The sequence below is a fragment of the Pantoea rwandensis genome, from assembly GCF_002095475.1.
Lineage (GTDB): Bacteria > Pseudomonadota > Gammaproteobacteria > Enterobacterales > Enterobacteriaceae > Pantoea > Pantoea rwandensis.
The window spans coordinates 127,497-149,795 of the sequence record NZ_MLFR01000007.1 but is presented as its reverse complement, the minus strand read 5'-3'; the positions used below and the strand labels follow the sequence as shown (position 1 = coordinate 149,795).

Genomic DNA, 22,299 nt, shown 5'->3' with positions numbered 1-22,299 from the left:
GTAAGGTGCGCAATTATGCGCACCAGGTATAACTAACGCAGCCGCAACCCTTGCTCATCAAACAACATCCCGCGATCAGCACCAATCTGATAACTGACGCGCTCGCCAATCTTATGCTCCGCTGCGTTGCGTTCCTCAATCACCAGTAGCTTCTCTTCGCCGATATCCAAATAGAGATAATTGGTGTGCCCCAGCATTTCACTGAACGACAAATCGGCGCTAAAACTCAGCGCCTCAGCGTCACTGCTGGCAGGGATAAAATGTTCTGGTCGCACGCCGAGCGTGACTTTTTGCCCTTCACGACAGGCTGCGTTGATGTTCATCTTCAGGTTGTGGATGCCCAATGCCGGAACCCGCAACTGAACGGCACCCGGCGTCACCGCCGCGACCTCCGCGGGCAGGAAGTTCATTTTGGGCGAACCGATAAACCCGGCGACAAACAGGTTGTCGGGATCGTGATACAGCGTCATGGGTGCACCGACTTGCTCAATCTTGCCTTGGCGCAGTACCACAATACGGTCGGCGAGCGTCATGGCTTCCAGCTGATCGTGCGTGACATAAATCATGGTGTTACCCAGCGAGCTGTGCAGACGCGCGATCTCAATGCGCATCTGTAACCGCAGCTCAGCGTCCAGGTTAGACAGGGGTTCATCAAACAGGAAAATGCGCGGATGGCGGATAATGGCGCGGCCAATCGCCACACGTTGGCGCTGGCCGCCAGAAAGGGCGCGTGGCAGGCGATCCAGCAGCTCGGTCAGATGCAAACGCGCGGCCGTCTGGTTAATCGCTTGCTCTATCTCCGCTTTAGATTTTTTCATCACCTCCAACGGGTAAGCCAGATTGCCGCGCACCGTCATATTGGGATAGAGCGCGTAGGACTGAAACACCATCGCAATACCGCGCTCGGTGGCGGGCTGGTGCGTCATATCGGCGCCTTCAATCAACAGTTTACCGTCGCTGATCTCCTCCAGTCCGGCAATCATGCGTAGCAGCGTCGATTTGCCGCAACCGGATGGGCCAACAAACACCACAAACTCGCCGCTGTTAATGGTGAGATCGATGCCGTGAATCACGTTCACATGGTCGTAAGACTTCTTAACGCTTTGCAGGTGCAGGCTGGTCATGCGATGCCTCAATCAGAGTAGTTGGCCCATGTAGATGGCGTTACTGCGCAGAATCGGCGTGAAGCGAGGCGCTGATAAAAACCGCACACCTTTTCGTTTTGCAAGCTGACGCCAAGGTAAACCCCCGGCACGCCCGCTGCGCGCAACTCTTGCAGCAGTTGTTCAATCAGTTTGCGTCCCCAGCCCCCCTGCTGTGCTGCTGGCAGTAAGTTGATGTGCAGATGCGCTGGCCACTGCGACACCAATTGCTCTGCGGCTGCATCGGGTTGAAGAATGCCGTCCAGCACTTTGCTGTCTAACGGGGCGCGGGGCGTGTAGTCGCGGTATTGCTGTTGCAGGCGAGGCCACCACTTTGCAGCCAGCACTTGTTCAAACGCGCGCGTATCAGGTGCGGCTACCGCATATCCCACTACCTCGCCCTGCTGCTCGAGCACATAGGCGAATTCAGGCGCAAAGCGCGCGTAAGGGATGACAAAGCGCAGGCCAGGTAAGGCGGGATCGGAGTAGAGCGCGGTGGCGTCGCTGCCCGCGTTAGCTGTTTCTAAGCAAATGCGCGACAGGGCGGGAAAATCAGCCTCGCTGGCGCGACGAATAACACCTTTAGACGTCATGGTGATGCCTCTGTGGTCAGGAGATGAGCAGATTTTACGGTAAAGAAAGCTGACTTAGTTTTCAAGGTGAAATAATTGAGCTGGCTCGCAAAGCTGACGCTAACCCTAACCTTAGGTTATGACGAACCGGGCAATGATAGCGAAGGCAACCGGCCTGCGTCCCTGATTTTGGCTTTAAGACGGCCCGACATGTCGCCATGTCGCTCTATAACTATAGGATTTTCATATGCTGTATCAGTGGCTTATTTAACATCTCGGCCGCGAGTGTTTTATGCTGGGCTATGCGGCACTGCTGTGGTCAGTGCGAGGTTATTACTTTGTCAGGCAGGATTCTCTGCTGTTCAGACCGCTTTTCTTCTGACTTTTTGCACTGCATCACAGAGCAAAGATTCAGCAGAGGTGGTGTTTGACTTTCTTTTGTCCATAAAGTAAGTATGAATTAACGGTGTTATTGCAGCTGAATCAACCTGCCAGGAAACGCAGGTGTCGAGATGAAGGGATGCCAGTCATCTGTTGGAGAAACCGAGCATGATGTGTGATTCAACCAAACGTCCGTCCCGTATGAAAAGTTCACTGCGCAGCGTGTCGCGTCTGGTTTCCGCCGGGATAGTGCTCGGTGTAACCATGGCGGCGGCACAGGCGGTAACGCTTAACGAATGGGACATTTATAACTATCCGCAGCAGACCGAAGCGGTGGATGAAGCGGTCAAAGCGTTCCAGCAAAAGAATCCGGGCATCACCATTCAACGCTCGGTGCACTCCTTTGAAGATACCCGTATTCCACTCAAGCTGGCGCTGACTGCTGGCGATGGCCCGCAAATCGCGCAGGTGAACCAAGGCGGCGGCGATATGGGCTCGCTGGTGAAAGATAAACTGCTGTGGCCGCTCGACGATTATGCGAAGGCCTACGGCTGGACCACACGCTTCCCGGATTCAATCCTCAAGCGCAACCGCTGGTCTGATAAGCAAGACTTTGGCAGCGGAAAACTGTATGGCGTGGCAAGTCTCGGCGAGATGGTTGGGCTGTATTACAACAAAGCGCTGCTGGATAAAGCGGGCATCGCCGTTCCGAAAACCCTGCCAGAGCTGGAAGCGGCGATGGAGAAACTGAAAGCCGCAGGCACACCACCGATGATGCTCGGCCTGCTGGATGGCAACATGGGGCAGCAGCTGCTGAGTACCCTGTGGGAAGCACAGATCGAGAGCAAAGATCGTAAAACACTCGACGATCTGATTTATGACGTGGGCGGCACCTTTAAAGACGACAAGCTGGTGAAAGCCGCAGGCATGATGAAGAGCTGGAAGGACAAAGGTTACTTGTTCCCAGGCTTTGAAGGGATTGGTCATGATGATGCCGCGACATTGTTCCAGAATGGTCAGGCGGCTTTCCTGGTGAGCGGAACGTGGTATCTCGGGCAGTTTAAAGACAACAAAGATCTGCACTTCGCTGCGATGCCGATGGGCGAGGGCGTGCAACATGCATTAATGGTCGGCGGCACCGATTTGGCGTTCTCGATTACCAACACCGCGAAAAGCAAAGAGCAGCAAGATGCCGCCGCCAAGTTTATCGATTACATCGTCTCGGATGAGATGGCTAACCGCTGGCTGAAAGTGGGCTTCCTGCCCGCGGGCACTAGCAAGAATGCACAGATCCCCGCCGATAATCCGTTACTGGCCGAAGCCTATCAGGTCTGGGTCACCCTCAATGAACATGACGGCCTTGGTCATTATCTCGACTGGGCAACGCCGACCATGAATGCTGAGCTGAACCAGAACGTTCAGCTGCTGCTGGCGGGTCGACAGACGCCAGATCAGATGGTCACTAACTTTGACAACAACTACCAACGTTACCTGAAAACCCTTAAGCACTGATGACGTCCGGCCCGGCAACCGCGCCGGGCCGTGAACAGGCCTGCAAGCGAGTAAGGTTATGCTGAACAAATCTGCCTGGCGCAATGCGCTCTATTTATTGCCCGCGGTGTTGGTCTACGCGGTGTTTTTACTCCTGCCGCTGCTGGCCTCACTCGGAATCAGTTTTACCGAGTGGGATGGCACTTCCTGGCCCATTTTTACCGGTGTCAGCAACTATTTGCGTATGTTCCAGGATCCGGTGTTCTGGGTGGCGCTCGGCAACAACGCATTGTTAATGCTGTTTTATACCCTATTGCCGATCGGTGTGGGTTTGCTGCTGTGCAGTTTTCTGTATGACACGCGCAATAACAAAGAGCGTAGCGTGCTGCGCATTCTGTTTTTCCTGCCGTATATCATGCCGATGGCGGTGCTGGGTGTGGTGTGGCGCTGGCTGTATAACCCGGCGTTTGGCCCCATCGATCAGTTTCTGCGCGCGATAGGTTTACCGCAGTTGGCGCTCTCGTGGCTGGGGGATTTCACCTGGGCGTTACCCGCTGTGGGCTTTGTGGCCACTTGGTATTTCTTTGGTTTCTGCCTGGTGTTGTTTATGGCGGGATTGCAGCGCATGGACCCCTCGCTGCTGGAAGCCGCCGATTTGGATGGATCATCGCGCCGTCAGAAATTTATGCGTATTACCTTGCCCTCACTGCGCCCCGAGTTACGTATTGCGCTGTTGTTGACGGTGATAGCCAGCCTGAAAGCGTTCGATCTTGTGTATGTGATGACACAGGGCGGCCCCGGCACCTCAACCATGGTCACCAACATCTTTATGTATAAGCAGGGCTTTGACCTGCACTACTTCGGTTATGCCTCCGCGGTGGCAGTATTCAGTATGTTGATTGTATTGATGATTAACACCGTGATTCATTTTGCCATTCGGGAGCGACACTGATGATGCGTAGCACGCCTATCGCCTCGCGCGCGCTGATCTGGATTGTCGCGCTGATGACTATCCTGCCATTTTTGATGGCGCTGATGACCTCGTTTAAAACGCAAATGGAGCTGTTTCAGGGGGTGTTTACCCTGCCTTCATCGCTGAACTTTAAAAATTACATCACAGCTTGGCAGCAGGGGCACTTCAACGTCTACTTTATGAACTCGGTGATCGTGGTGATTCCAGTGGTCATCAGCAGCATTTTACTGGGTATTCTGGCGGGATTTGGTTTTGCCTGGCTGAAGATTCCTGGCAAAAAAGTGGTGGCGGCGATGTTGGGGCTGGGTATGGTGCTGCCCAGCGAAGCTTTTATTATCCCGCTATATCACGAGTTGCGCTGGATGGGGCTGACTAACACTTATTTGGCGCTGATCCTGCCACAAATCGCTCTGTCATTGCCGTTTACCACCCTGATGATTGCGAGTGCACTGCAGCAGGTGCCACGCGAGCTGGTGGAAGCCTCGGTGATGGATGGCGCATCCCGTCGCAAAATTTTATGGGGCATTCTGGTGCCTGCTATCTGGCCCACGCTTTCAACCCTGGCGCTTTTGCTGTTTATCTGGACGTGGAATGAATTTCTCATCCCACTGATTCTGGTGAACAAAGATGAACTGCGCACCTTACCCATCGGCATGATGTTTTTCCAAAACAAAAACACCATTGATATCCCGGTGCTTATGGCGGGTGCGATGATTGTGATTATGCCGCTGGTGGTGGTGTTCCTGGTGTTCCAGCGTAAATTTATCAGTGGTGTGACGGAAGGCGCAGTGAAATAGGGGGACACGCTTGCGCTGCGGCGTAAGGTGTCAATCAGAGAAAGGTATTTGTCGTGCGGCGCATGCTGCAATGGTGCATCGCTGCTATTCAAGGAGAAGCGTATGCATATTTCACTCGCCGATTTCTATCCCGTTGCGAATGGCGAAACACTCGATACCTACTGCTTCCAGCGTGCGTTGGATCATTTATCTGCACGGGGTGGCGGAACGCTGTCGGTGCCACCGGGTCGCTATCATCTGGGTACACTGGTGCTCGGTTCAAACATCCATCTCCACCTTGAAGCGGGGGCAACGCTACTGGCCAGTACCCGCATTGAGGATTACCAACAGCACCTCACACAAAGCCAGGCGGAGCTGTCGCAGCATGTGCTGTTGTTCGCCGTAGGCCAGCGCAATATTACCCTCAGCGGTAAAGGGGTGATTGATGGTCAGGGCGAGGCCTGGTTCGCAGTGGAAAAGGATGAGCAGGGCTATCGGCTGCCGCGCCCACAGCGACCCCGCATCATCGTATTTGAGGATTGCCAGCAGGTGACGCTGCAGGATTTCACCATTGTGCAGGCACCGATGTGGACCGTGCATCTGGTGAGCTGTTGCCATGTGCATATTGATCACCTGACCATCGACAACAATATGAGCATGCCCAACACGGATGCACTAGATATCGACAGCTGCGAAGCGGTGTTCGTTAGCAACAGCTACTTCAGTGCGGCTGATGACGCTATTTGCATCAAAACCACGCAAAAACCACAGCATCTTCGCCGGACTGCACAGAAAATCATGATTACCAACTGCCTGCTACGTTCCTACAGCTGCGCGTTTAAAATCGGTACGGAAACCTTCGACGATATTGAAGATGTCACTGTCTCAGGTTGTACGATATTCGATTCCAATCGCGCGATAGGGTTGTTGTCACGTGATGGAGGCGCGTTTCGCCGCCTGATGTTCAGCAATCTTACTCTGGCCTGTCGTCATGGGCCCCCGTGTCATTGGGGTAAAGCGGATGCGTTATTTGTCTCAGTAAGAACGCGCGACCCGGCAGTTGTGCCGGGAAACATTGAGCAGTTGCAATTCAGCAATGTGACCGGTGTGATGGAGGGTGCGATTAACCTGCATGCCGAACAACATGGGCAGATTAGGGATGTGATGCTGAGTAATGTGCAGCTGCGTCAGACAGAGGCGCAGGGCGTTGAGCAGGGGCATTATGATGTGCGTCCACCCTGTAATCCGCAATCGCCCACCGGTATGGGGCTGGATAACGCCTACAAATTAGATGCCGTAACGGGACTCGCCTTTGGTGTTGCCGCGTATCCAAATGGTCTGCCGGGCGTGTATGCACAGGGTGTAGAAAATCTGCAGCTGCTGAATCTCTCGATTGCCCGTCCGCAGCCATTGCCGCCGGGATGGTGTATAGAAACGGTGCAAATATTTTCACTTTAATAAACGCAGTAAATTGCGTTGCTACCGGTGCTACAAACGCTGTAGCGACTGTGTTGCATACCATGCGTTAGCAAGGAGCGGCGATGACGGGCACGCCAGGGCTCACTGCCCACAAAGCAATGAGAGCGGCGCGATGTATCGCGCCACTTTTTATTGCTTACAGCGCTGCCGCAATCGCCACACCCAACTCTTCTGTTGAAGCGCTGCCGCCTAGGTCGCGCGTCAGGCTGTTTCCGGCTGCCAGTGTGCGCTCAATCGCATCCAGCACCGCGGCACCCGCTTCGGCGTAACCGAGGTGTTCCAGCATCATCGCACCACACCAGATTTGCCCAATCGGGTTCGCCAGGCCTTTACCGGCAATATCGGGTGCAGAGCCGTGCACAGGCTCAAACAGGCTAGGGAATTTACCTTCAGGGTTAATGTTGGCCGACGGCGCAATACCGATGGTGCCCGTACAGGCGGGACCCAAATCCGAAAGGATGTCACCAAACAGGTTGCTGGCGACCACCACGTCAAACCAATCAGGATGCAGCACAAAGTTAGCGGTAAGAATATCAATATGATATTTATCGACTTTAACTTCAGGGTAACTCGGGGACATCGCTTCTACGCGGCTATCCCAATAGGGCATGGTGATGGCAATGCCATTGGATTTGGTGGCAGAGGTGAGGTGTTTTTTCGGTCGTTTTTGCGCTAACTCGTAGGCAAATTTCAAAATGCGATCCACACCGACCCGCGTCATCACCGTTTCCTGAATCACTACTTCGCGGTCAGTGCCGGGGAACATGGTGCCGCCGACGGATGAATACTCACCTTCTGTGTTCTCGCGCACCACATAGAAATCGATATCGCCCGGCTGGCGATTCGCCAGCGGTGCTTTGACGCCTGGCATCAGACGTACCGGACGCAGGTTGACGTATTGATCGAACTCGCGGCGGAACTGTAACAGAGAGCCCCAAAGCGACACGTGATCCGGCACGACATCCGGCCAGCCCACGGCGCCAAAATAGATGGCATCGAATTGGCTCAACGTGGCGAACCAATCATCCGGCAACATCTTGCCGTGCTGCTGCCAATATTCCGCGCTAGCGAAGTCAAACCATTGCCACTCCAGCGAAATATTGAATTTCTTTGCTGCCGCATCCATCACACGGATGCCTTCTGGCATCACTTCTTTGCCAATGCCATCGCCAGGGATGACGGCGATTTTGTAGGTTTTGCCGCTCATAGGGTCTCTCGCAGGTTGCTGTTGATGTTCTGAACGCAGTATAACCATGCATTACTGGGAAATAATTAGCCTGAGCGGCAAGCCAATGTTGAATAAAAGTAGAGAATCGCGCACCTCGACCGATGACCTCGCCTTTTTCGTGCGGGTGGCGGCGTTGGAGAGTTTAACCGCTGCGGCGCGAGAGCTAGGCCTCTCGTTGCCAGCGGTCAGCAAGCGGCTCAGCCTGTTGGAGCAACGGTTGGGTGTGCAGTTGTTGCGACGTACCACGCGGCGTCTGGAGCTGACCGCTGAGGGTAAGCGCTATCTTGAAGGTGCAAGGCCCTTACTGGATCAGTTGGCGGAGCTGGAAGAGTCGGTCAGTGGGCAGACCGCGGTGCTGCGTGGCTCGCTCAACATCAATGCTTCATTCGGCTTTGGTCGCCGCCATGTTGCGCCCTGCGTATCACGCTTTGCGGCGCTGCACCCAGAAGTGTCGCTGTCGTTACAGCTCAGCAGCCAGCCACTGAACTTCCTTGATGCACATATTGATATCGATATTCGCATTGGCGAGCCGCCCGATGCGCGGCTCATGGCGCGAAAGCTACGTACCAATCCGCGCGTGTTATGCTGCGCGCCAAGCTATGCCGATCGCTGTGGTTTGCCAGCAAGCATCTCCGCTCTGGCGCAACATAACTGCATTTTATTGCGGCAATACGAGAGTGATTTTGCATTATGGCGATTAAGCAACGCTGAGCAGCAGTTGACCCAAAAGGTGCATGGCAGCCTGATCACCAATGATGGTGAAGTGGCGATGCAATACGCGGTGGATGGGCACGGTATCTTGCTTCGTTCATGGTGGGATGCCCAGCACAGCATTGAGCGCGGTGAACTGCTACATGTTCTACCAGAATGGAGTGCAGTAGATGGCGATATCTTTGCCGTATGGCGGCCGCAGCGCCAGCTACCTGCCCGTATCAGCGCCTTTGTGGATTTCCTTCAGTCTTCACTCTCACGATAAAATCATTTTTGATTATTTTTAATCAACATTGACTGTTTGTGAGCATGATCAAACAAATTAACTCGCCATTAGCCTATAAATTGCCCTGCTTATGCGTGAATTTATTCTTGTATGAGTGAAATAAATCACATGATTTAAGCTGGGTAGCCCTGGTGCTAAGACACTAAAATAACAAGATTGGCTACCTCATTAACGGCATGCGCAAAGCCCAGTGCGTGCCACGACCCTACGTTATCGATGAGGCTAAAATGAAAGAGTTCTCTGCTGAAGGGATGGTGATTATTGTTGGGATTGTCATTGCGTACATCCTGTTCACCACTTGGCTGACCTGGCGTCTTCGCAGTAAAAATAGCGGCGACTTTATGGCCGGTTCTAACGTGATGCCGGCTTTTGTCGTGGGCGTCATGCTAATGTCCGAGTACATCGGAGCAAAATCCACCATCGGTACCGCGCAGGCGGCATTTGAGGATGGTTTTGCCGCCTCTTGGTCGGTGATCGGCGCGGCGATTGGTTTTCCGATTTTCGGTTTTCTACTGGTCAAACGCATCTACAATACCGGTAAAATCACCATTTCCGGTGCGATTGCAGAACGTTATGGCAATTCGACTAAGAACATTATCTCCATCATTATGATCTATGCGCTGCTGCTGGTGAACGTGGGTAACTACGTCAGCGGGGCGGCAGCGATTTCGACGGTATTGAACCTTAACCTCACCAGCGCGGCCTTTATAACCGCCATTGTCAGTACCTTCTACTTTATGTTTGGCGGCATGAAAGGCATCGCTTGGGTCACGCTGCTGCACAGTGCCCTGAAATACGTGGGCATTCTGATTATCCTGGGCATTGCGCTGCACATGACCGGCGGGGTCAGCCCAATGATCAAAGAAATGCCGCACTTCTACTGGACCTGGGATGGTAACGTGGGTGGCAGCACTATCTTTGCCTGGATGATTGGCACCATCGGTTCTATCTTCTGCACCCAGTTTGTCATCCAGGCCATCGCATCGACGAAAAATGCCGAATCCGCCAAGCGTGCGACGTGGGTTGCCTTCTTCTTCTGTATGCCGATTGCTATCGCCATCGCGCTGATCGGTGTGGCGGCGAAATTCCTGCATCCTGGCATTAAAAGCCTCTATGCGCTGCCGGTGTTCCTGCAGGATATGAGCCCTTGGCTGGCGGGGATTGTCACAACTTCACTGGTGGCGTCGATCTTTGTTAGCGTCAGTACGGTGGCACTGGCGATTGTTTCGTTGGTGGTAAAAGATTTCTACGTCCCTTACCGCAAGCCTTCGCCAGAGCAAGAGTTCCGCATGACGCGCTGGCTGTCGCTGCTGATTGGTTTCTTGCCGCTGATCTTTGTGCTGTTCGTGCCGGAAGTGTTGAAGCTGTCATTTTTCACCCGCGCGATTCGCCTGTCGATCTCGGTCGTCGCCATTATTGCCTTCTACCTGCCGTTTTATAAGAGCACACGCGGTGCCAATGCGGGCCTTATTGCGGCCTGTGTGGTGACCTCCGTGTGGTATCTGCTCGGTGACCCGTTCGGCATCAATAACATGTATGTGGCGTTGATTACGCCAGCGGTGATTATGGTGATTGACCGCCTGATCCCCTCGCGCCAGACGCACGTGAAAAAAGCACCAAAATCGTCAATGCAAAATAGTGGAGCCTGATATGACCGATTCAACGATTACCGTAGAACGTAACGGTAACCTTCATCCGCACGCGCAGGATGCGCAGCAGCTCACGGCGATGCTGCCTTCGGTCTGTCCGCAGAACCATGCCGCCAATCTGCTGCCGCTGCCAAATGGCGAACTGCTGTGCGTCTGGTTTGGTGGCACGCAGGAAGGGATCGCGGATATCTCGGTCTGGTGCTCGCGCCTGGCAAAAGGCACCACGCAGTGGAGTAAAGCGGAAAAACTCTCGGATGATTCCACGCGCTCTGAGCAGAACCCGGTGCTGTTCCTCGATCCTGACCAAGTGCTGTGGTTGCTGTGGACAGCGCAAAAATCTGGCAACCAGGACACTGCGATTGTGCGTTTTCGACAGTCGCGTGATTTTGGCGGCAGCTGGAGCGAAATTGAAACGCTGCTTGATCAGCCCGGCACCTTTATTCGCCAGCCCGTAGTGGTGTTACCGAATGGCAACTGGTTGTTGCCAGTGTTCTATTGCCGCACCCAGCCTGGCGTAAAATGGGTCGGGAATGACGACATCAGCGCAGTGAAAATCTCCAGCGACAAGGGAAAAACATGGCGTGATGTGGCGGTACCGGAGAGCCTGGGCTGCGTGCACATGAATATTACTGTGTTAATGGATGGCAGCTTATTGGCACTGTATCGCAGCCGTTGGGCGGATTTCATTTATCAAAGCCGGTCCACTGATGGGGGAGAAAGCTGGAGTGCGCCGGTGCCAACCGAGCTACCTAATAACAACTCATCGATTCAAGTCACCACCCTCAGCAACGGCCATCTGGCGTTGGTGTTTAACGCGATGAGCGCCAAAGATGCGAGCGAGCGCCGTCTGTCGCTGTATGACGAAATCGAAGACGAAGATGATGACGTGGCCGTCGTCACCGAACCGGTGGTACACAGCGGACGCACGGCATTCTGGGGAGCACCGCGCGCGCCGATGACGCTGGCGATCTCCACTGATGGCGGTAAAAGCTGGCCATGGCAGCGTAATCTTGATGAAGGTGATGGTTACTGCATGACCAACAACTCGCAGCAGAAGCTGAACCGTGAGTTCTCCTATCCCAGCATTAAGCAGAGCGCCGATGGGGCATTGCACATTGCTTATACCTATTTCCGTCAGGCGATTAAGTATGTGCGCGTCGACGAAGAGTGGGTGAGGGGATAAGCATGAGCCGACATGCGCTGGTTACTGGCGTCAGTTCCGGCATCGGTGCGGCGATTGCCGACCACCTGCTGGCGCAAGGCTGGCAGGTTACTGGCTTCAGCCGTACGCTGGTGAAGAAAGATCATCCTGCTTTTACCTCGATCAGTGTGGATCTGTTTGACGCGAGTTTGCTGAAACAGGCGTTGGCTGCGTTGCCGAGAGTAAATGCACTGGTGCACGCGGCAGGTATGATGGCGGCCGCGCCATTGGGTGAGCTGGATGAGGAGCAAAGTACACGCTTATGGTATCTGCATGTGCAGGTGGCGCAGATTATGGCGAATGCATTGCAGCCACAGATGACCCAAGGCGACCGTATTTTGCTGATTGGCAGCCGCACTTCCCGCGGTGCCGCCAATCGCAGTCAGTATGTCAGCACCAAAGCCGCCATGGTTGGCATGGCGCGCAGTTGGGCAGCAGAACTCGCACCGCAGGGCATTACGGTCAATGTGATTGCGCCAGGCGCGACCGAAACACCGATGTTACTGCAACCGGGGCGCGCCAGCTCACCACCGAAATTGCCACCAATGGGGCGCTTCATCAAACCCGAAGAGGTGGCGGCATTGGCGGGGTTTGTACTGTCGTCCGCAGCGGATGCGATCACCGGGCAGGAACTGGTGATTTGCGGCGGAGCATCGTTATAGGGCTGTTGCTAGGCGAGCGTTAAGGGCGGCGTGATGCGCCCTTACACTGGCGATGCCCACTGCAAACGTGATCTGCCATAATCCGTCCTATCCCAAAAATTCTTATTCCTCTCTACATTTCTTCCGCCGCCAGCCTGTTAATTTAAGCCAGCCCATGTCATTCACTTCAGATGCATCCAATGCCGTATATACGTAAAGTGAACACAACGTGAATTAATCTGTGTTTTCAGGGTTGCTGGGGTTTATTAAGAAAGGGCAATGTTAATAGTGTCAGTTTGGATTGAGTGCGACCGCTGGACGTTTATCAGAGAGTGCGGCATTATCGGCAGTAAGGCGGTAATATCTGCCGTTGTTATTTGTTAGTAATGCGTCATTGGCCCACAGTTTGAGGCTGTCCAGCGGAACGGGTGTGTGAAAGGTTTGTCAGGGAGTGATGAAAGGTGACAATGAGTAAGATCAGCAACGGGAGGTTTTTCAGATTAAACTTAAAAACCCCCTTGGGCTAATCTTAATTAGGACGTTTTTTGAGAACAAGTGAGTTTGAGCATGTTAACACCCGTGTTAAATCGAAAAAGTATTATTCATTTTTTTCCTTGGTTAGCATTTTTAACACTGATAGCTATTTTGCCTGTTGCATTTCTCTATGAAAAAGGTGGTCGCGTACTCTTTTATTATTGCGCTTATTTTTCTTTAATTGGAATGGCTGTTGAATTTTGGCGAAAAAACAAAGTCCAGTTAACAGATAGAAAAGCACTGGCAATGCTCATGTTGGGTATTGTTTATGTTGGATGGTCTCTGTATGCACAGTATCATCCTCATACACAAGATGACCAATATTACACTGCGGGTAAGAGATGCATTCTGGCTTTCATTATCCTCAGCTATATATTTCACCTTTACCGCACGAAATTCTTTAACAAGTCATTGATTATAAAGCTAAGTATCTTGTCGCTTGCTTTGGCTTTCATCACATCAAGCTCCTTTGCGATTTATCAATCAATAACCTCTTCGGAACGCATTGTATTAGGTATAAATAGAGCGACATTGACGGCCTACGCTTATTCTGCAGTCACGTTGGCATTGATTATGCTGATTCTGAAATCTGCTGACACTAGACTGAAAAAGGTCTATTTTTTGTTTGTGTCAATTGTCTCGCTTTATGTGATTATGCTGACGCAAACACGTTCAGCAATGGTAATACACACTCTGTTTTTAGCGTATATGATGTTTAGATTATTTTCCACTACACGGAATGTGAAGTTTTTAGGATGTGTTGCAATATTAATGTTTGTCGCTGCTGGTCTAAGTTATAAAGTTATTGAAGGGCGACTCGAAAGCACTGTGAACGAATATCATGACTATGAGCAAGGTAATGATAAGACATCCTTAGGTTCGCGTTTCACAATGTGGAAAACAGGTGTTATGGCGTTTGAACGTGCACCTTTGGGTCAGACACAATATGAACGTAATAATTTCATTACCACTTATCTTAATGAGCACAATCAATCTGATTCTTGGGCGTTAATTTATATAAATGTCCATTTGCATAATGAATTTATACAGTTTGCATCGTTGTTTGGGGTTATAGGTATCGTTGTGCTGCTGTATTTCTTTTATACTTTTATTGTTGCTGAATTCAGACGCTATCGTTGTGTGACTCCCACCGCAGTCGCAGGAATGGCAATATTGCTGTATGGAATGACCGATGTAGTGATGATCTCGGTTGAATTCATTTCTATATTTAGTGTACTGGTTGCATTGCTTTCATTAGTTGAAGAATCGTAACTTTATAAAGGAAGTTCTTTTTTGAACTTCCTTTTTTTAGTGAGTGGTTTTTTGTTGAGTTTTATTTTTATATATTTCTTCTTGAAGCTGGCTCTGACTTTTGTGTCACCTAGAAAAGAGAAGAATGATATTTTTTGAATGAAATTGTTTACGATTTGCTGTTCGTGCTCATCATTGATAAAAGGTTGGTATTTGTGGGTGATGTTAATCCAGTGGCATGAAAGTAAATTGCGATAACGTTCACCTAAAACCTCATCCATTCTCTCTGTGGCCTTAATGAGTAGTGAGATTTTCTCGGCATTCAATGCAGTCGAAAGACTGGATTTTCGCTTGAAATAGAGATAGGGGCTCTGTTCAGCAAAGTGGATGTTGTCACTGGCTATTAATATAGAAGGAAAAAGGTATGCATCTTCGTAACAGCTGAATTCAGGGAAAGCTTGCTGCGCAAGTATGTCTCGCTTAATGAACTGGCCGATAAAATGTGCCTGGAGTTCGCGATGGATGAGGAATTTTTCTATGACCTGATGTTGAGTCAGTGAACTTACCTTTAACCCATGCCATTTCTCTGGGCGAGACTTATTTTCATACACCTCATTTAAAGGTGCCAATAATAAATCTGGTTGCTCTTTATTTAAATGCGTAACAATTTCTGCGAAAGAGTGACTTAATAATTGATCATCACCATCCAGCATAGTGATGTACTTCCCGCTGCACTGACTCACACCGAAGTTTCGTACCTGACCGATGTTTTGAAATGCCACATCGAATACTTTAGCTTGTGGGTTGTCTTCGCAAAACGCATGAAGATATTGGCTGGTGCTGTCAGATGAAGCATCATTTACCAAGATGATTTCAACATCGTCCTGCACCCCATCGCAAGCACGGTTTAAGCTTTCCAATGTACCTGAAATATATTTTTCACAATTGTGTGCTGTGAGCAAAACACTAATAGTACAAGGTGAAGCCATAGTTATTATCAATCCGCTAATTTTTTATAAAAGCATCAATGTTAAGGATACTATAGCTGTTATAACCGTTGTGAGCTAATCATCAAATCGTGGGGGTTATCATAAAAACCCGGATAAATCTCAGCAGGATGAAGAAAAGTTGAACAATGTTGCGTGTCATTATCAACAACTTTATCACCCTCCAGACGTTGTATCTGCGCAGGGTTCTGGCGGCCCGCTGGGCCGCCGGGGGATTACGCTACACCATTCACTAACAGCACGCGGTAATTAGCGCCTTTCAGGCGATGTGCTTTGGCTTCCTGATAGGCAGGGCTAAAGTACCAGGCCTTGGCGGCTTCCACATCGGCAAACTCCAGCACCACCACCCCTTCTGCATCGCGGCCTTCCAGAACCTGCAGATCGCCATAAAAGGCCAGTGGATTGATCTGATGATCACCACGTGCCTCACCCGCTTTCTGGGCGTAGGTCGCCAGCTCATCTTTATCGAGCGTTTCGTCTTTAATCATGACCACATACGCGCCCATTATTGCTCTCCTCGTGCCTGACGTTTGTCTTCGGTGTTGTTATCAAAGTCAGAGGCATCGTGGCGTTCCAGCAGTTGATCCTGGGGTTCGGCACCGAAAGCTTTGTTCACTTTACGGCCGCGAATCACCGCTGGTCGCTCGGCAATCTCTTTGGCCCAGCGCACCACATTTTTATACGACTGCACATCAAGGAACTCGCCGCCACCATAGATATTGTTCAGCACCAGGTTGCCGTACCACGGCCAGGTCGCGATATCAGCGATGGTGTATTCATCCCCCGCGAGGAAGCGATGATCGGCCAACTGGCGATCCAACACGTCCAACTGACGCTTGGCTTCCAGTGTGAAACGGTTGATAGCGTATTCCACTTTCTCCGGAGCATAGAAATAGAAGTGACCATAGCCACCGCCAAGGTAGGGCGCTGAGCCTTGCAGCCAGAACAGCCAGTTCAGGGTTTCAGTACGACCGGCAATATCGGCAGGAATGAAGTGACCAAATTTCTCAGCCAGATACAGCAGGATGTTACCGGACTCGAATACGCGCAGCGGAGGCGTCACCGAGTGGTCGCTCAAGGCGGGGATTTTCGAATTCGGGTTAACGTCAACGAAACCACTGGAGAACTGATCGCCATCTCCGATGCGAATCAACCAGGCATCGTATTCGGCCTCTTTCGCGCCGACGGCCAGCAACTCTTCCAGCAAAATGGTGACTTTTTGGCCGTTTGGTGTGCCGAGTGAATACAACTGAAGCGGGTGTTTGCCCACCGGCAGGGTTTTCTCGTGCGTCGGCCCGGCGAACGGACGGTTGGTTTTCGCGCCGTTACCTTTGGCTTCCGGGTCCCAGGTCCAGACTTTCGCGGGCTGATACTGATTTTCCGACATAGTAATTTCGCCTTGTTGTGATTGCGTTTTTTGCTGCTACTGAGTGTAGCAGCGAGAGATGAAGGCGATTTAACCGCGCTGGCGGTGAGAAGCAAACTGTGATTAAGCGAAGTTCTCTTGCGTAAAAAGCATAAAGTCTACTTTGCCGGGCTGATAGGTGTCAGGCTGCTCACCCTCTTCAAGATGCTTAAGCAGGAGCGTGAGTGCCAACTGCGCGTGACGCAGGGTGTTTTGATCGAGGGTGAGTGTCAGAACGCGCTTCTCCAACAACTGCCGTGTGGTGCTATACAGCTCATGCGTGACATACACCGTTTTGCCGCTGAGACGATGCCGCGCCAAAGCTTCGTGGATCTGAGTATTTCCCATACCGGTGTTGTATAGCCCAACGATATGTTGCGAGCTGGCGAGGGTTTTCTCCAGTAGACGACTGATACGCTCTCGTTCATCCTGCCCGGCGAGAATCTCGCGCAGACGCAGCAGTGGGAAGCGTTCCGCCAGCACTGACTGGAACCCCTCAATACGCTGGCGATGCGCCGAATAATCGGCGCGACCACTGATCAGCACCACATCACCCGCTTCGGCGATCATGCTGCCAAGCATCAATCCTGCGGTGCGACCGGCCTTGTATTGATCGATACCGACATGGCACAGGCGTGCCGCATTGGGCAAATCCGTGACCATGGTGATGACCGGTACACCGCGCGCTTTACAGGCGGCTAAGGCATCGTAGATTAAGGGGTTTTCATGGGCGAAAACGATCAGTGCATCCCTCTTTTTGCTGCTGGCTTCAATATGTGCTGCCAGCTTCTCAGGCGCGTTTTCCGGAATCAACGTGCGATGCAGACGCAGGCGGCGATAGCCTAGTTCATCGGCCAGCCGGGCAAAGTCCTGCGCCAACTGCTGAAAGAAGAACGAGCCGTTGCCGCTCAGCAGCACTTCTACTTGCCAGGTGTGGCGATGCTCTTCCGGCAAGATACGTTTCAAACCTGCATCCCGTGCCGCCTGCAAGATTTTCTTTGTCATGGCCGGTGACACGCCACCGCGGTCATTGAGTACCCGATCGACGGTGGCAACACCGACTCCAACTTGCTTCGCCAGCTCCGCCAGCGTCAATGCTTTCATATGAGGCAATTCCATCAAAAACCGCGTTCCGATAGCCTGCCAGAAAGCGCTATTTTGACAAGATCGGCTATTCCGAAGTGTGAGCAAAAGGAGCGTTAACATGCAGACTCTGCAACGTTTTGCATTGATTGGCAGTGGATTTATTGGTCAGGTACATGCTGCGAATTTGGCGGCGCATCCTGGCATCGAATTGGCGATGGTGTGCGATATTGATTTATCCCGCGCGGAAGCGGTGGCACAGCGCTATGGTGCACGGGCCGCCAGCGTGCAACAGGCACTGAACAGTAAAGCGATCGATGCGGTATTGATCGCCAGCGCCACGCCAACCCATGCCGATTTGCTGGAGCAGGCCGTGCTCGCGGGCAAAGCGGTGTATTGCGAAAAACCCATCGATCTGTCACTCCAGCGTGCGCGGGAAGTGGTGGAAAAGATTTCCCCGGTGCAGGTGCCCGTCACCGTAGGCTTTAATCGCCGTTTTGATCAAAGCCATCAGCAGCTTAAAGCCCAGTTAAAGCAGGGAGTGATAGGTCGCAGCGAACTGATTCAGATGGTGTGCCGCGCTTCTGAGCTGCCGCCTCTGAGCTATTTGCAAGCCTCGGGTGGCCAGATGCGCGATCAGGCGATTCACTTCTTTGATCTGTTGCGTTGGCTGACAGAAGATGAGGTCAAGACGGTCGGCGCCATGGGGGCGGCGCTGGCGATGCCAGAGATCCGTGACTTTGATGTCGATACCTCAGTGCTGATCATGCGTATGCAGCAAGGGGCCTTGGCGCAACTGGATAACACCCGCCGTACGGCTTATGGCTATGATGAACGCATCAGCGTGATGGGCAGTGAAGGGATGCTGTCCTCTGAGAGCCAATCAGCGCGCGGCGCGACCCTGTATCAGGGCAAAGGGATTACCCAGCCCGGACTGTATGCTGACTGGTTCAGTCGGGTAAAAGAGACTTACTACACGCATCTGGATGCGTTTGTGCGACATATCAATGGCGAGAAGGTGGAAGGCCTACCGGGGTTGATCGATGGTTTGCGCGCGCAGGCGATTGCGGAAGCGGCACAGCTGTCGCTCACTCGGGGTGAGTTTGTGGACGTGGAGTGGGTGAATATTTGATGATGGTATCGCGCGGCACACTGGCCGCGCGATAAGGTTTATTGACTCAGCAGCTCGCGCTCAATCAACTCTCGCGTTTCTACTGCCTGATATTTCATTTTCTCAGGGTAGCCAAACAGTGCCGCAGAGATAATCGACTCACCGCCCACTTTGTAGGTGCGATTGGCAAAATCCATTTCGCGCAGGGCTTCGAACAGCGCGTCGAAGTTCACTTCACCTTCACCCACCGCCACGTGCTGGTGGATCGTCGCATCGACACCCGGTGGATTAACGATGTAGCGACAGTGTTTGGTGTGGTTCATGGTATCGGCAATCAGCATGTGAGACAGATCGTCACCGGCGTAATGCAGCATGTTTTTCACATCGCCCACGCCTTTGTCGTAATAGAAGGTGTGCGGCGCGCTGTAGATGTATTTGACGTTGTCGCTGCGGAATGACTTCACGATATCCGCCGTTTCATTGCTCTGTTCGCAGAAGTCCCACGGATGGGCCTGTATTTCGACGCGAATGCCTTCACGTTCAAAAATCGGTAACAATTCCTCCATGGAACGATAGAACATCTCTTCACAGATTTCCGGCTCGTTCGGATTACCGGACAGCTCGGTGTTAATCACCTGCACCCCCATCTCGACCGAGATCTCAATCATACGCTTCCAGTTCTTCACCGCCGCCTGACGGCGCAGTTCGTCTGGACCCGACCAGCGATAGACGGTGATGAACGATGAGATCTCCACGCCGGTGGCATTCAGCGCATTTTTGTACTCGCGCATGATTTCACGGCTGGCTTTCGGATGTTTATAGAACGGATTGATCTGTGGATGGGGCGATTGCTCAATGTACTTATAACCCCACTCAGCGACCTGGTGCACCATACGCGTGATACCAAGGTCTCTGATGACATCCACATCAAAAGCGATTTTCATTTTGTTCTCCTGAGCGTTAAGCGGTGCGCTCTTCATTAAACACCACACCGATCTGCTTCCTGACGTCATCCATGGCGTGCAGCGTTGCCAGTGAGGCGGCAAGCGGACGAACGGGCGAGTCGAGCAGGCCCTGATGAATACACCAGGCGGTATGTTCGATTTCATGACTGAGCTGAATATAGCGATTTGTCGGTTCTTCCCAGCGCAGCGTGTTTAGGCCGTCGCTGGAGGTCAGACGGAAATTGCCGGGGGCATAGAACTGACCGTCAAGATAAAGCGTGGCATCACGACCGGCGATCACGGCTGTGCCCGGCGTATTGCTGAATAGCGTGGTGTTGAGCACGGCGTGCATGCCGTTACTGTGCGTCAGCAGCATCGATGTCTGGCCATTGACGCCGCCCGATGCGGGCTGGCCTTTGGCCACGATGCTCTCGGGCGCACCGGCTACGAACACGCTCAAGCCAATCAGATAGCTGCCGAGATCCAGCATGGGACCGCCAGCCAGATCAAGATTAAAAATGCGATGATCTTGCGTAAAATGCTCGCCATGATCGGCGATCAAGGTATGAATTTCGCCCAAGGCGCCATCGGCTAACAGTTGGCGTATGACGTCGTATTTGGGCGCGAAGTCGCACCACATGGCTTCCACACACAGACGTTGTTGCTGGCGCGCTTCCTGCTGCAGTTGCAAAGCTTGCTGTGCATTCAAGGCCAGAGGCTTCTCAATCAACACATGTTTACCTGCCTGCAAGGTGCGCAGGCCATCGGGAAAGTGATGATTGTGCGGCGTGGCGATATAAACCACATCGATATCATTGCGGCTGAGCAGCGCATCAATCCCTTCAACGGCATGGGGAATATCCCATTTACTGGCAAAGGTTTGTGCTTTTTCAAGGCTGCGTGAGGACACCGCCACCAGCTGTTGCTGAGTGTGATGACGCAACGCATTGGCAAAGTGATCGGCTATCCAGCCGGGTCCAACAATGCCCCAGCGCAGCGAGGGAATCTGGTTTTCTGGGTGGCGACGCGGGACGGGTAGGGTTGCAGGGAACATATCATCTCCAGGGTTATTTGATACGTAATGAACCGAAAGCCAGCCCTCAAATATAGGAAGCTGCAACCGCACCCTCTAATCTTTTACTGATGCAAATCCATCAACCTCAACCACAGGTGCCGTGCAAATAAATATCAAACATTTATTTCAAATGGTATTGCGGTGAAATTTATCATTCCATTTTTGCGAAGGTGATCAAAATACTGAGAGATTCTCTATCAAATAGTGAGATTTGATGACGACTTGCGCTGCGATGCGTTCGCACTCTTAAGCCGATTCGGGCATTATTCTGATAATTTACTATCAATTCATTGGATGACATCGATGAGAAAAATAACTATGAATGCCATCGCTGATGCGGCGGGCGTGGGCGTCGCCACTGTGGATCGTGTGCTTAATCGGCGTATGCCGGTACGCGCCGCTACCGAGCAGAAAGTACTCGAGGCCGCGAATCGTCTGGGTTATCGCTTCGCACCGGCTATGCCCGTTCATGGCGAATCACAGACTGCACAGGTTAAGCTGCGGATGGGGTTTATCCTGCTATCACAATCTTACTCATTCTATCATTCCCTCACTGATGCGCTGCGGCAAGAGACGCAGCCCCTGCATCCTACGGGCAGTGAGCCGCTGTTTTGCTGGCATGATATTGATGATGTTGCAGCAGTAGTGGCTTCGCTACACAAGCTGGCAGAGCAGGTAGAGGTGATTGGCTTAGTTGCGCTAGATCATCCGCTGATTCGACATGCGATTGAAAGTCTCTCTCGCCAGGGCGTGCGGGTGTACGCGCTGTTTTCCAACTTTTCCCCTTGTGGTCACGCGGGGTATTTTGGCCTGGATAATCAGAAAGCCGGGCGTACCGCCGGTTGGGTCGCCTCTCATCTGCTGCATCAGCCGGGGTCGGTGGGCGTGCTGGTGGGGGACCATCGTTTTACCTGTCAGGAGAGCTGTGAGATTAGCTTCCGGTCTTACCTGCGTGAGCAGGATAGCCGCCGCAGGGTGCTTGAACCGCTAAAAACCCATGAATCGATTGATGGCGGATATCATGCCACGCGCCAATTGCTGGAGGAGCATGCCGATTTAGCCCTCATCTACGCGCCCTGTGGTGGCATTGAGGGGGTGATTCATGCACTACGGCAGCAGCCGCAGCGTAAGGTGGCATTGATTTGCCACGGCCCGGTTAAAGATGGCGAGCTCGCGCTGATAGATGGCAGCATTACGGTGATGATTCGCCATGAGATCGAGGATATGGCACGGCAATTGGCCCGAACGGTTCAGCAGTATCATGCTGAACCGTCGGAACATTTTTCTCAAGTCACGCTGCCGTTTGAGATCATTACGCGTGAGAATCTGTGAATTATCATCCGTTATGGCTGTGCTTTC

19 protein-coding genes and 1 pseudogene are annotated in these 22,299 nt (G+C 52.3%); 11 read left to right on the top strand and 9 right to left on the bottom strand.

Annotated elements, in window-relative coordinates; genetic code table 11:
* Window positions 1-32: 32 nt before the first annotated feature.
* Together HA51_RS09990 and HA51_RS09985 are read right to left on the bottom strand one after the other, a co-directional pair.
* Window positions 33-1,124, bottom strand: a complete 1,092-nt coding sequence (locus HA51_RS09990; RefSeq protein WP_084934374.1) for an ABC transporter ATP-binding protein — start codon at window positions 1,122-1,124, stop codon at window positions 33-35.
* 12 nt (window positions 1,125-1,136) lie between these two features.
* Window positions 1,137-1,735: pseudogene (locus HA51_RS09985) on the bottom strand (N-acetyltransferase family protein).
* 528 nt (window positions 1,736-2,263) lie between these two features.
* On the opposite strand from HA51_RS09985, the gene HA51_RS09980 reads away from it, so the two are divergent.
* From HA51_RS09980 to HA51_RS09965, 4 genes are all read left to right on the top strand, one after another.
* Window positions 2,264-3,607: an extracellular solute-binding protein gene (locus HA51_RS09980; RefSeq protein ID WP_139810662.1), complete on the top strand. Its 1,344-nt coding sequence runs from the start codon at window positions 2,264-2,266 to the stop codon at window positions 3,605-3,607.
* Window positions 3,608-3,665: 58 nt separating this feature from the next.
* Window positions 3,666-4,538 (top strand): carbohydrate ABC transporter permease, encoded by an 873-nt coding sequence (locus HA51_RS09975; protein ID WP_084934373.1) that lies wholly within the window; start codon window positions 3,666-3,668, stop codon window positions 4,536-4,538.
* A gap of 2 nt (window positions 4,539-4,540) precedes the next feature.
* Complete coding sequence (locus tag HA51_RS09970) at window positions 4,541-5,356, top strand: carbohydrate ABC transporter permease (protein ID WP_084934387.1); 816 nt, start codon at window positions 4,541-4,543, stop codon at window positions 5,354-5,356.
* Window positions 5,357-5,458: 102 nt separating this feature from the next.
* The gene (locus HA51_RS09965; RefSeq protein WP_084934372.1) at window positions 5,459-6,793 is read left to right on the top strand and encodes a glycoside hydrolase family 28 protein; all 1,335 of its coding nucleotides are present in this window, start codon (window positions 5,459-5,461) and stop codon (window positions 6,791-6,793) included.
* 157 nt (window positions 6,794-6,950) lie between these two features.
* Here HA51_RS09965 and HA51_RS09960 read toward each other — a convergent pair whose 3' ends face one another.
* A complete protein-coding gene (locus tag HA51_RS09960; protein ID WP_084934371.1) occupies window positions 6,951-8,021 on the bottom strand; it encodes a tartrate dehydrogenase in 1,071 nt (356 codons plus the stop codon).
* A gap of 85 nt (window positions 8,022-8,106) precedes the next feature.
* Here HA51_RS09960 and HA51_RS09955 point away from each other — a divergent pair, with 85 nt between their 5' ends.
* The 5 genes from HA51_RS09955 to HA51_RS09935 all read left to right on the top strand — a co-directional run bounded on the left by HA51_RS09955 (window position 8,107) and on the right by HA51_RS09935 (window position 14,336).
* A complete protein-coding gene (locus HA51_RS09955) occupies window positions 8,107-9,018 on the top strand; it encodes a LysR family transcriptional regulator (protein WP_084934370.1) in 912 nt (303 codons plus the stop codon).
* Window positions 9,019-9,266: 248 nt separating this feature from the next.
* Window positions 9,267-10,688 carry a sodium:solute symporter family protein gene (locus tag HA51_RS09950; protein WP_084934369.1) on the top strand — a complete coding sequence of 474 codons (1,422 nt, stop codon included), beginning with the start codon at window positions 9,267-9,269 and terminating at the stop codon, window positions 10,686-10,688.
* Window position 10,689: 1 nt separating this feature from the next.
* On the top strand, window positions 10,690-11,871 hold the full coding sequence (locus tag HA51_RS09945; protein ID WP_084934368.1) for a sialidase family protein: 1,182 nt from the start codon (window positions 10,690-10,692) through the stop codon (window positions 11,869-11,871).
* Between the two features lie 2 nt (window positions 11,872-11,873).
* Entirely contained in the window at window positions 11,874-12,551 is a 678-nt protein-coding gene (locus HA51_RS09940; RefSeq protein WP_084934367.1) for an SDR family NAD(P)-dependent oxidoreductase, read from the top strand.
* A gap of 546 nt (window positions 12,552-13,097) precedes the next feature.
* Window positions 13,098-14,336 carry an O-antigen ligase family protein gene (locus tag HA51_RS09935; protein WP_084934366.1) on the top strand — a complete coding sequence of 413 codons (1,239 nt, stop codon included), beginning with the start codon at window positions 13,098-13,100 and terminating at the stop codon, window positions 14,334-14,336.
* Window positions 14,337-14,338: 2 nt separating this feature from the next.
* On the opposite strand, the gene HA51_RS09930 is transcribed toward HA51_RS09935, so the two are convergent.
* The 4 genes from HA51_RS09930 to HA51_RS09915 form a co-directional block, all read right to left on the bottom strand.
* A complete protein-coding gene (locus tag HA51_RS09930; RefSeq protein WP_084934365.1) occupies window positions 14,339-15,304 on the bottom strand; it encodes a glycosyltransferase family 2 protein in 966 nt (321 codons plus the stop codon).
* A 233-nt stretch (window positions 15,305-15,537) separates the two neighbouring features.
* Window positions 15,538-15,828, bottom strand: coding sequence for a DUF1330 domain-containing protein (locus tag HA51_RS09925; protein ID WP_084934364.1), 291 nt, complete (start codon window positions 15,826-15,828; stop codon window positions 15,538-15,540).
* Window positions 15,828-16,709, bottom strand: coding sequence for a glutathione-dependent disulfide-bond oxidoreductase (gene yghU / locus HA51_RS09920; RefSeq protein ID WP_084934363.1), 882 nt, complete (start codon window positions 16,707-16,709; stop codon window positions 15,828-15,830). Before yghU ends, HA51_RS09925 begins: the two co-directional genes overlap by 1 nt.
* 102 nt (window positions 16,710-16,811) lie before the next feature.
* Window positions 16,812-17,831 carry a LacI family DNA-binding transcriptional regulator gene (locus tag HA51_RS09915; protein ID WP_084934362.1) on the bottom strand — a complete coding sequence of 340 codons (1,020 nt, stop codon included), beginning with the start codon at window positions 17,829-17,831 and terminating at the stop codon, window positions 16,812-16,814.
* A gap of 100 nt (window positions 17,832-17,931) precedes the next feature.
* Between HA51_RS09915 and HA51_RS09910 the strand changes: the two genes are divergently transcribed.
* Window positions 17,932-18,942 carry a Gfo/Idh/MocA family oxidoreductase gene (locus HA51_RS09910; protein WP_084934361.1) on the top strand — a complete coding sequence of 337 codons (1,011 nt, stop codon included), beginning with the start codon at window positions 17,932-17,934 and terminating at the stop codon, window positions 18,940-18,942.
* A 38-nt stretch (window positions 18,943-18,980) separates the two neighbouring features.
* Here the strand turns inward: HA51_RS09910 and HA51_RS09905 are convergent, their stop codons facing one another.
* Together HA51_RS09905 and HA51_RS09900 are read right to left on the bottom strand one after the other, a co-directional pair.
* Window positions 18,981-19,865, bottom strand: coding sequence for a sugar phosphate isomerase/epimerase family protein (locus HA51_RS09905; protein ID WP_084934360.1), 885 nt, complete (start codon window positions 19,863-19,865; stop codon window positions 18,981-18,983).
* Window positions 19,866-19,881: 16 nt separating this feature from the next.
* The gene (locus HA51_RS09900) at window positions 19,882-20,919 is read right to left on the bottom strand and encodes a Gfo/Idh/MocA family protein (protein ID WP_084934359.1); all 1,038 of its coding nucleotides are present in this window, start codon (window positions 20,917-20,919) and stop codon (window positions 19,882-19,884) included.
* Window positions 20,920-21,243: 324 nt separating this feature from the next.
* Between HA51_RS09900 and HA51_RS09895 the strand changes: the two genes are divergently transcribed.
* Entirely contained in the window at window positions 21,244-22,272 is a 1,029-nt protein-coding gene (locus tag HA51_RS09895; protein WP_084934358.1) for a LacI family DNA-binding transcriptional regulator, read from the top strand.
* Window positions 22,273-22,299 lie beyond the last annotated feature (27 nt).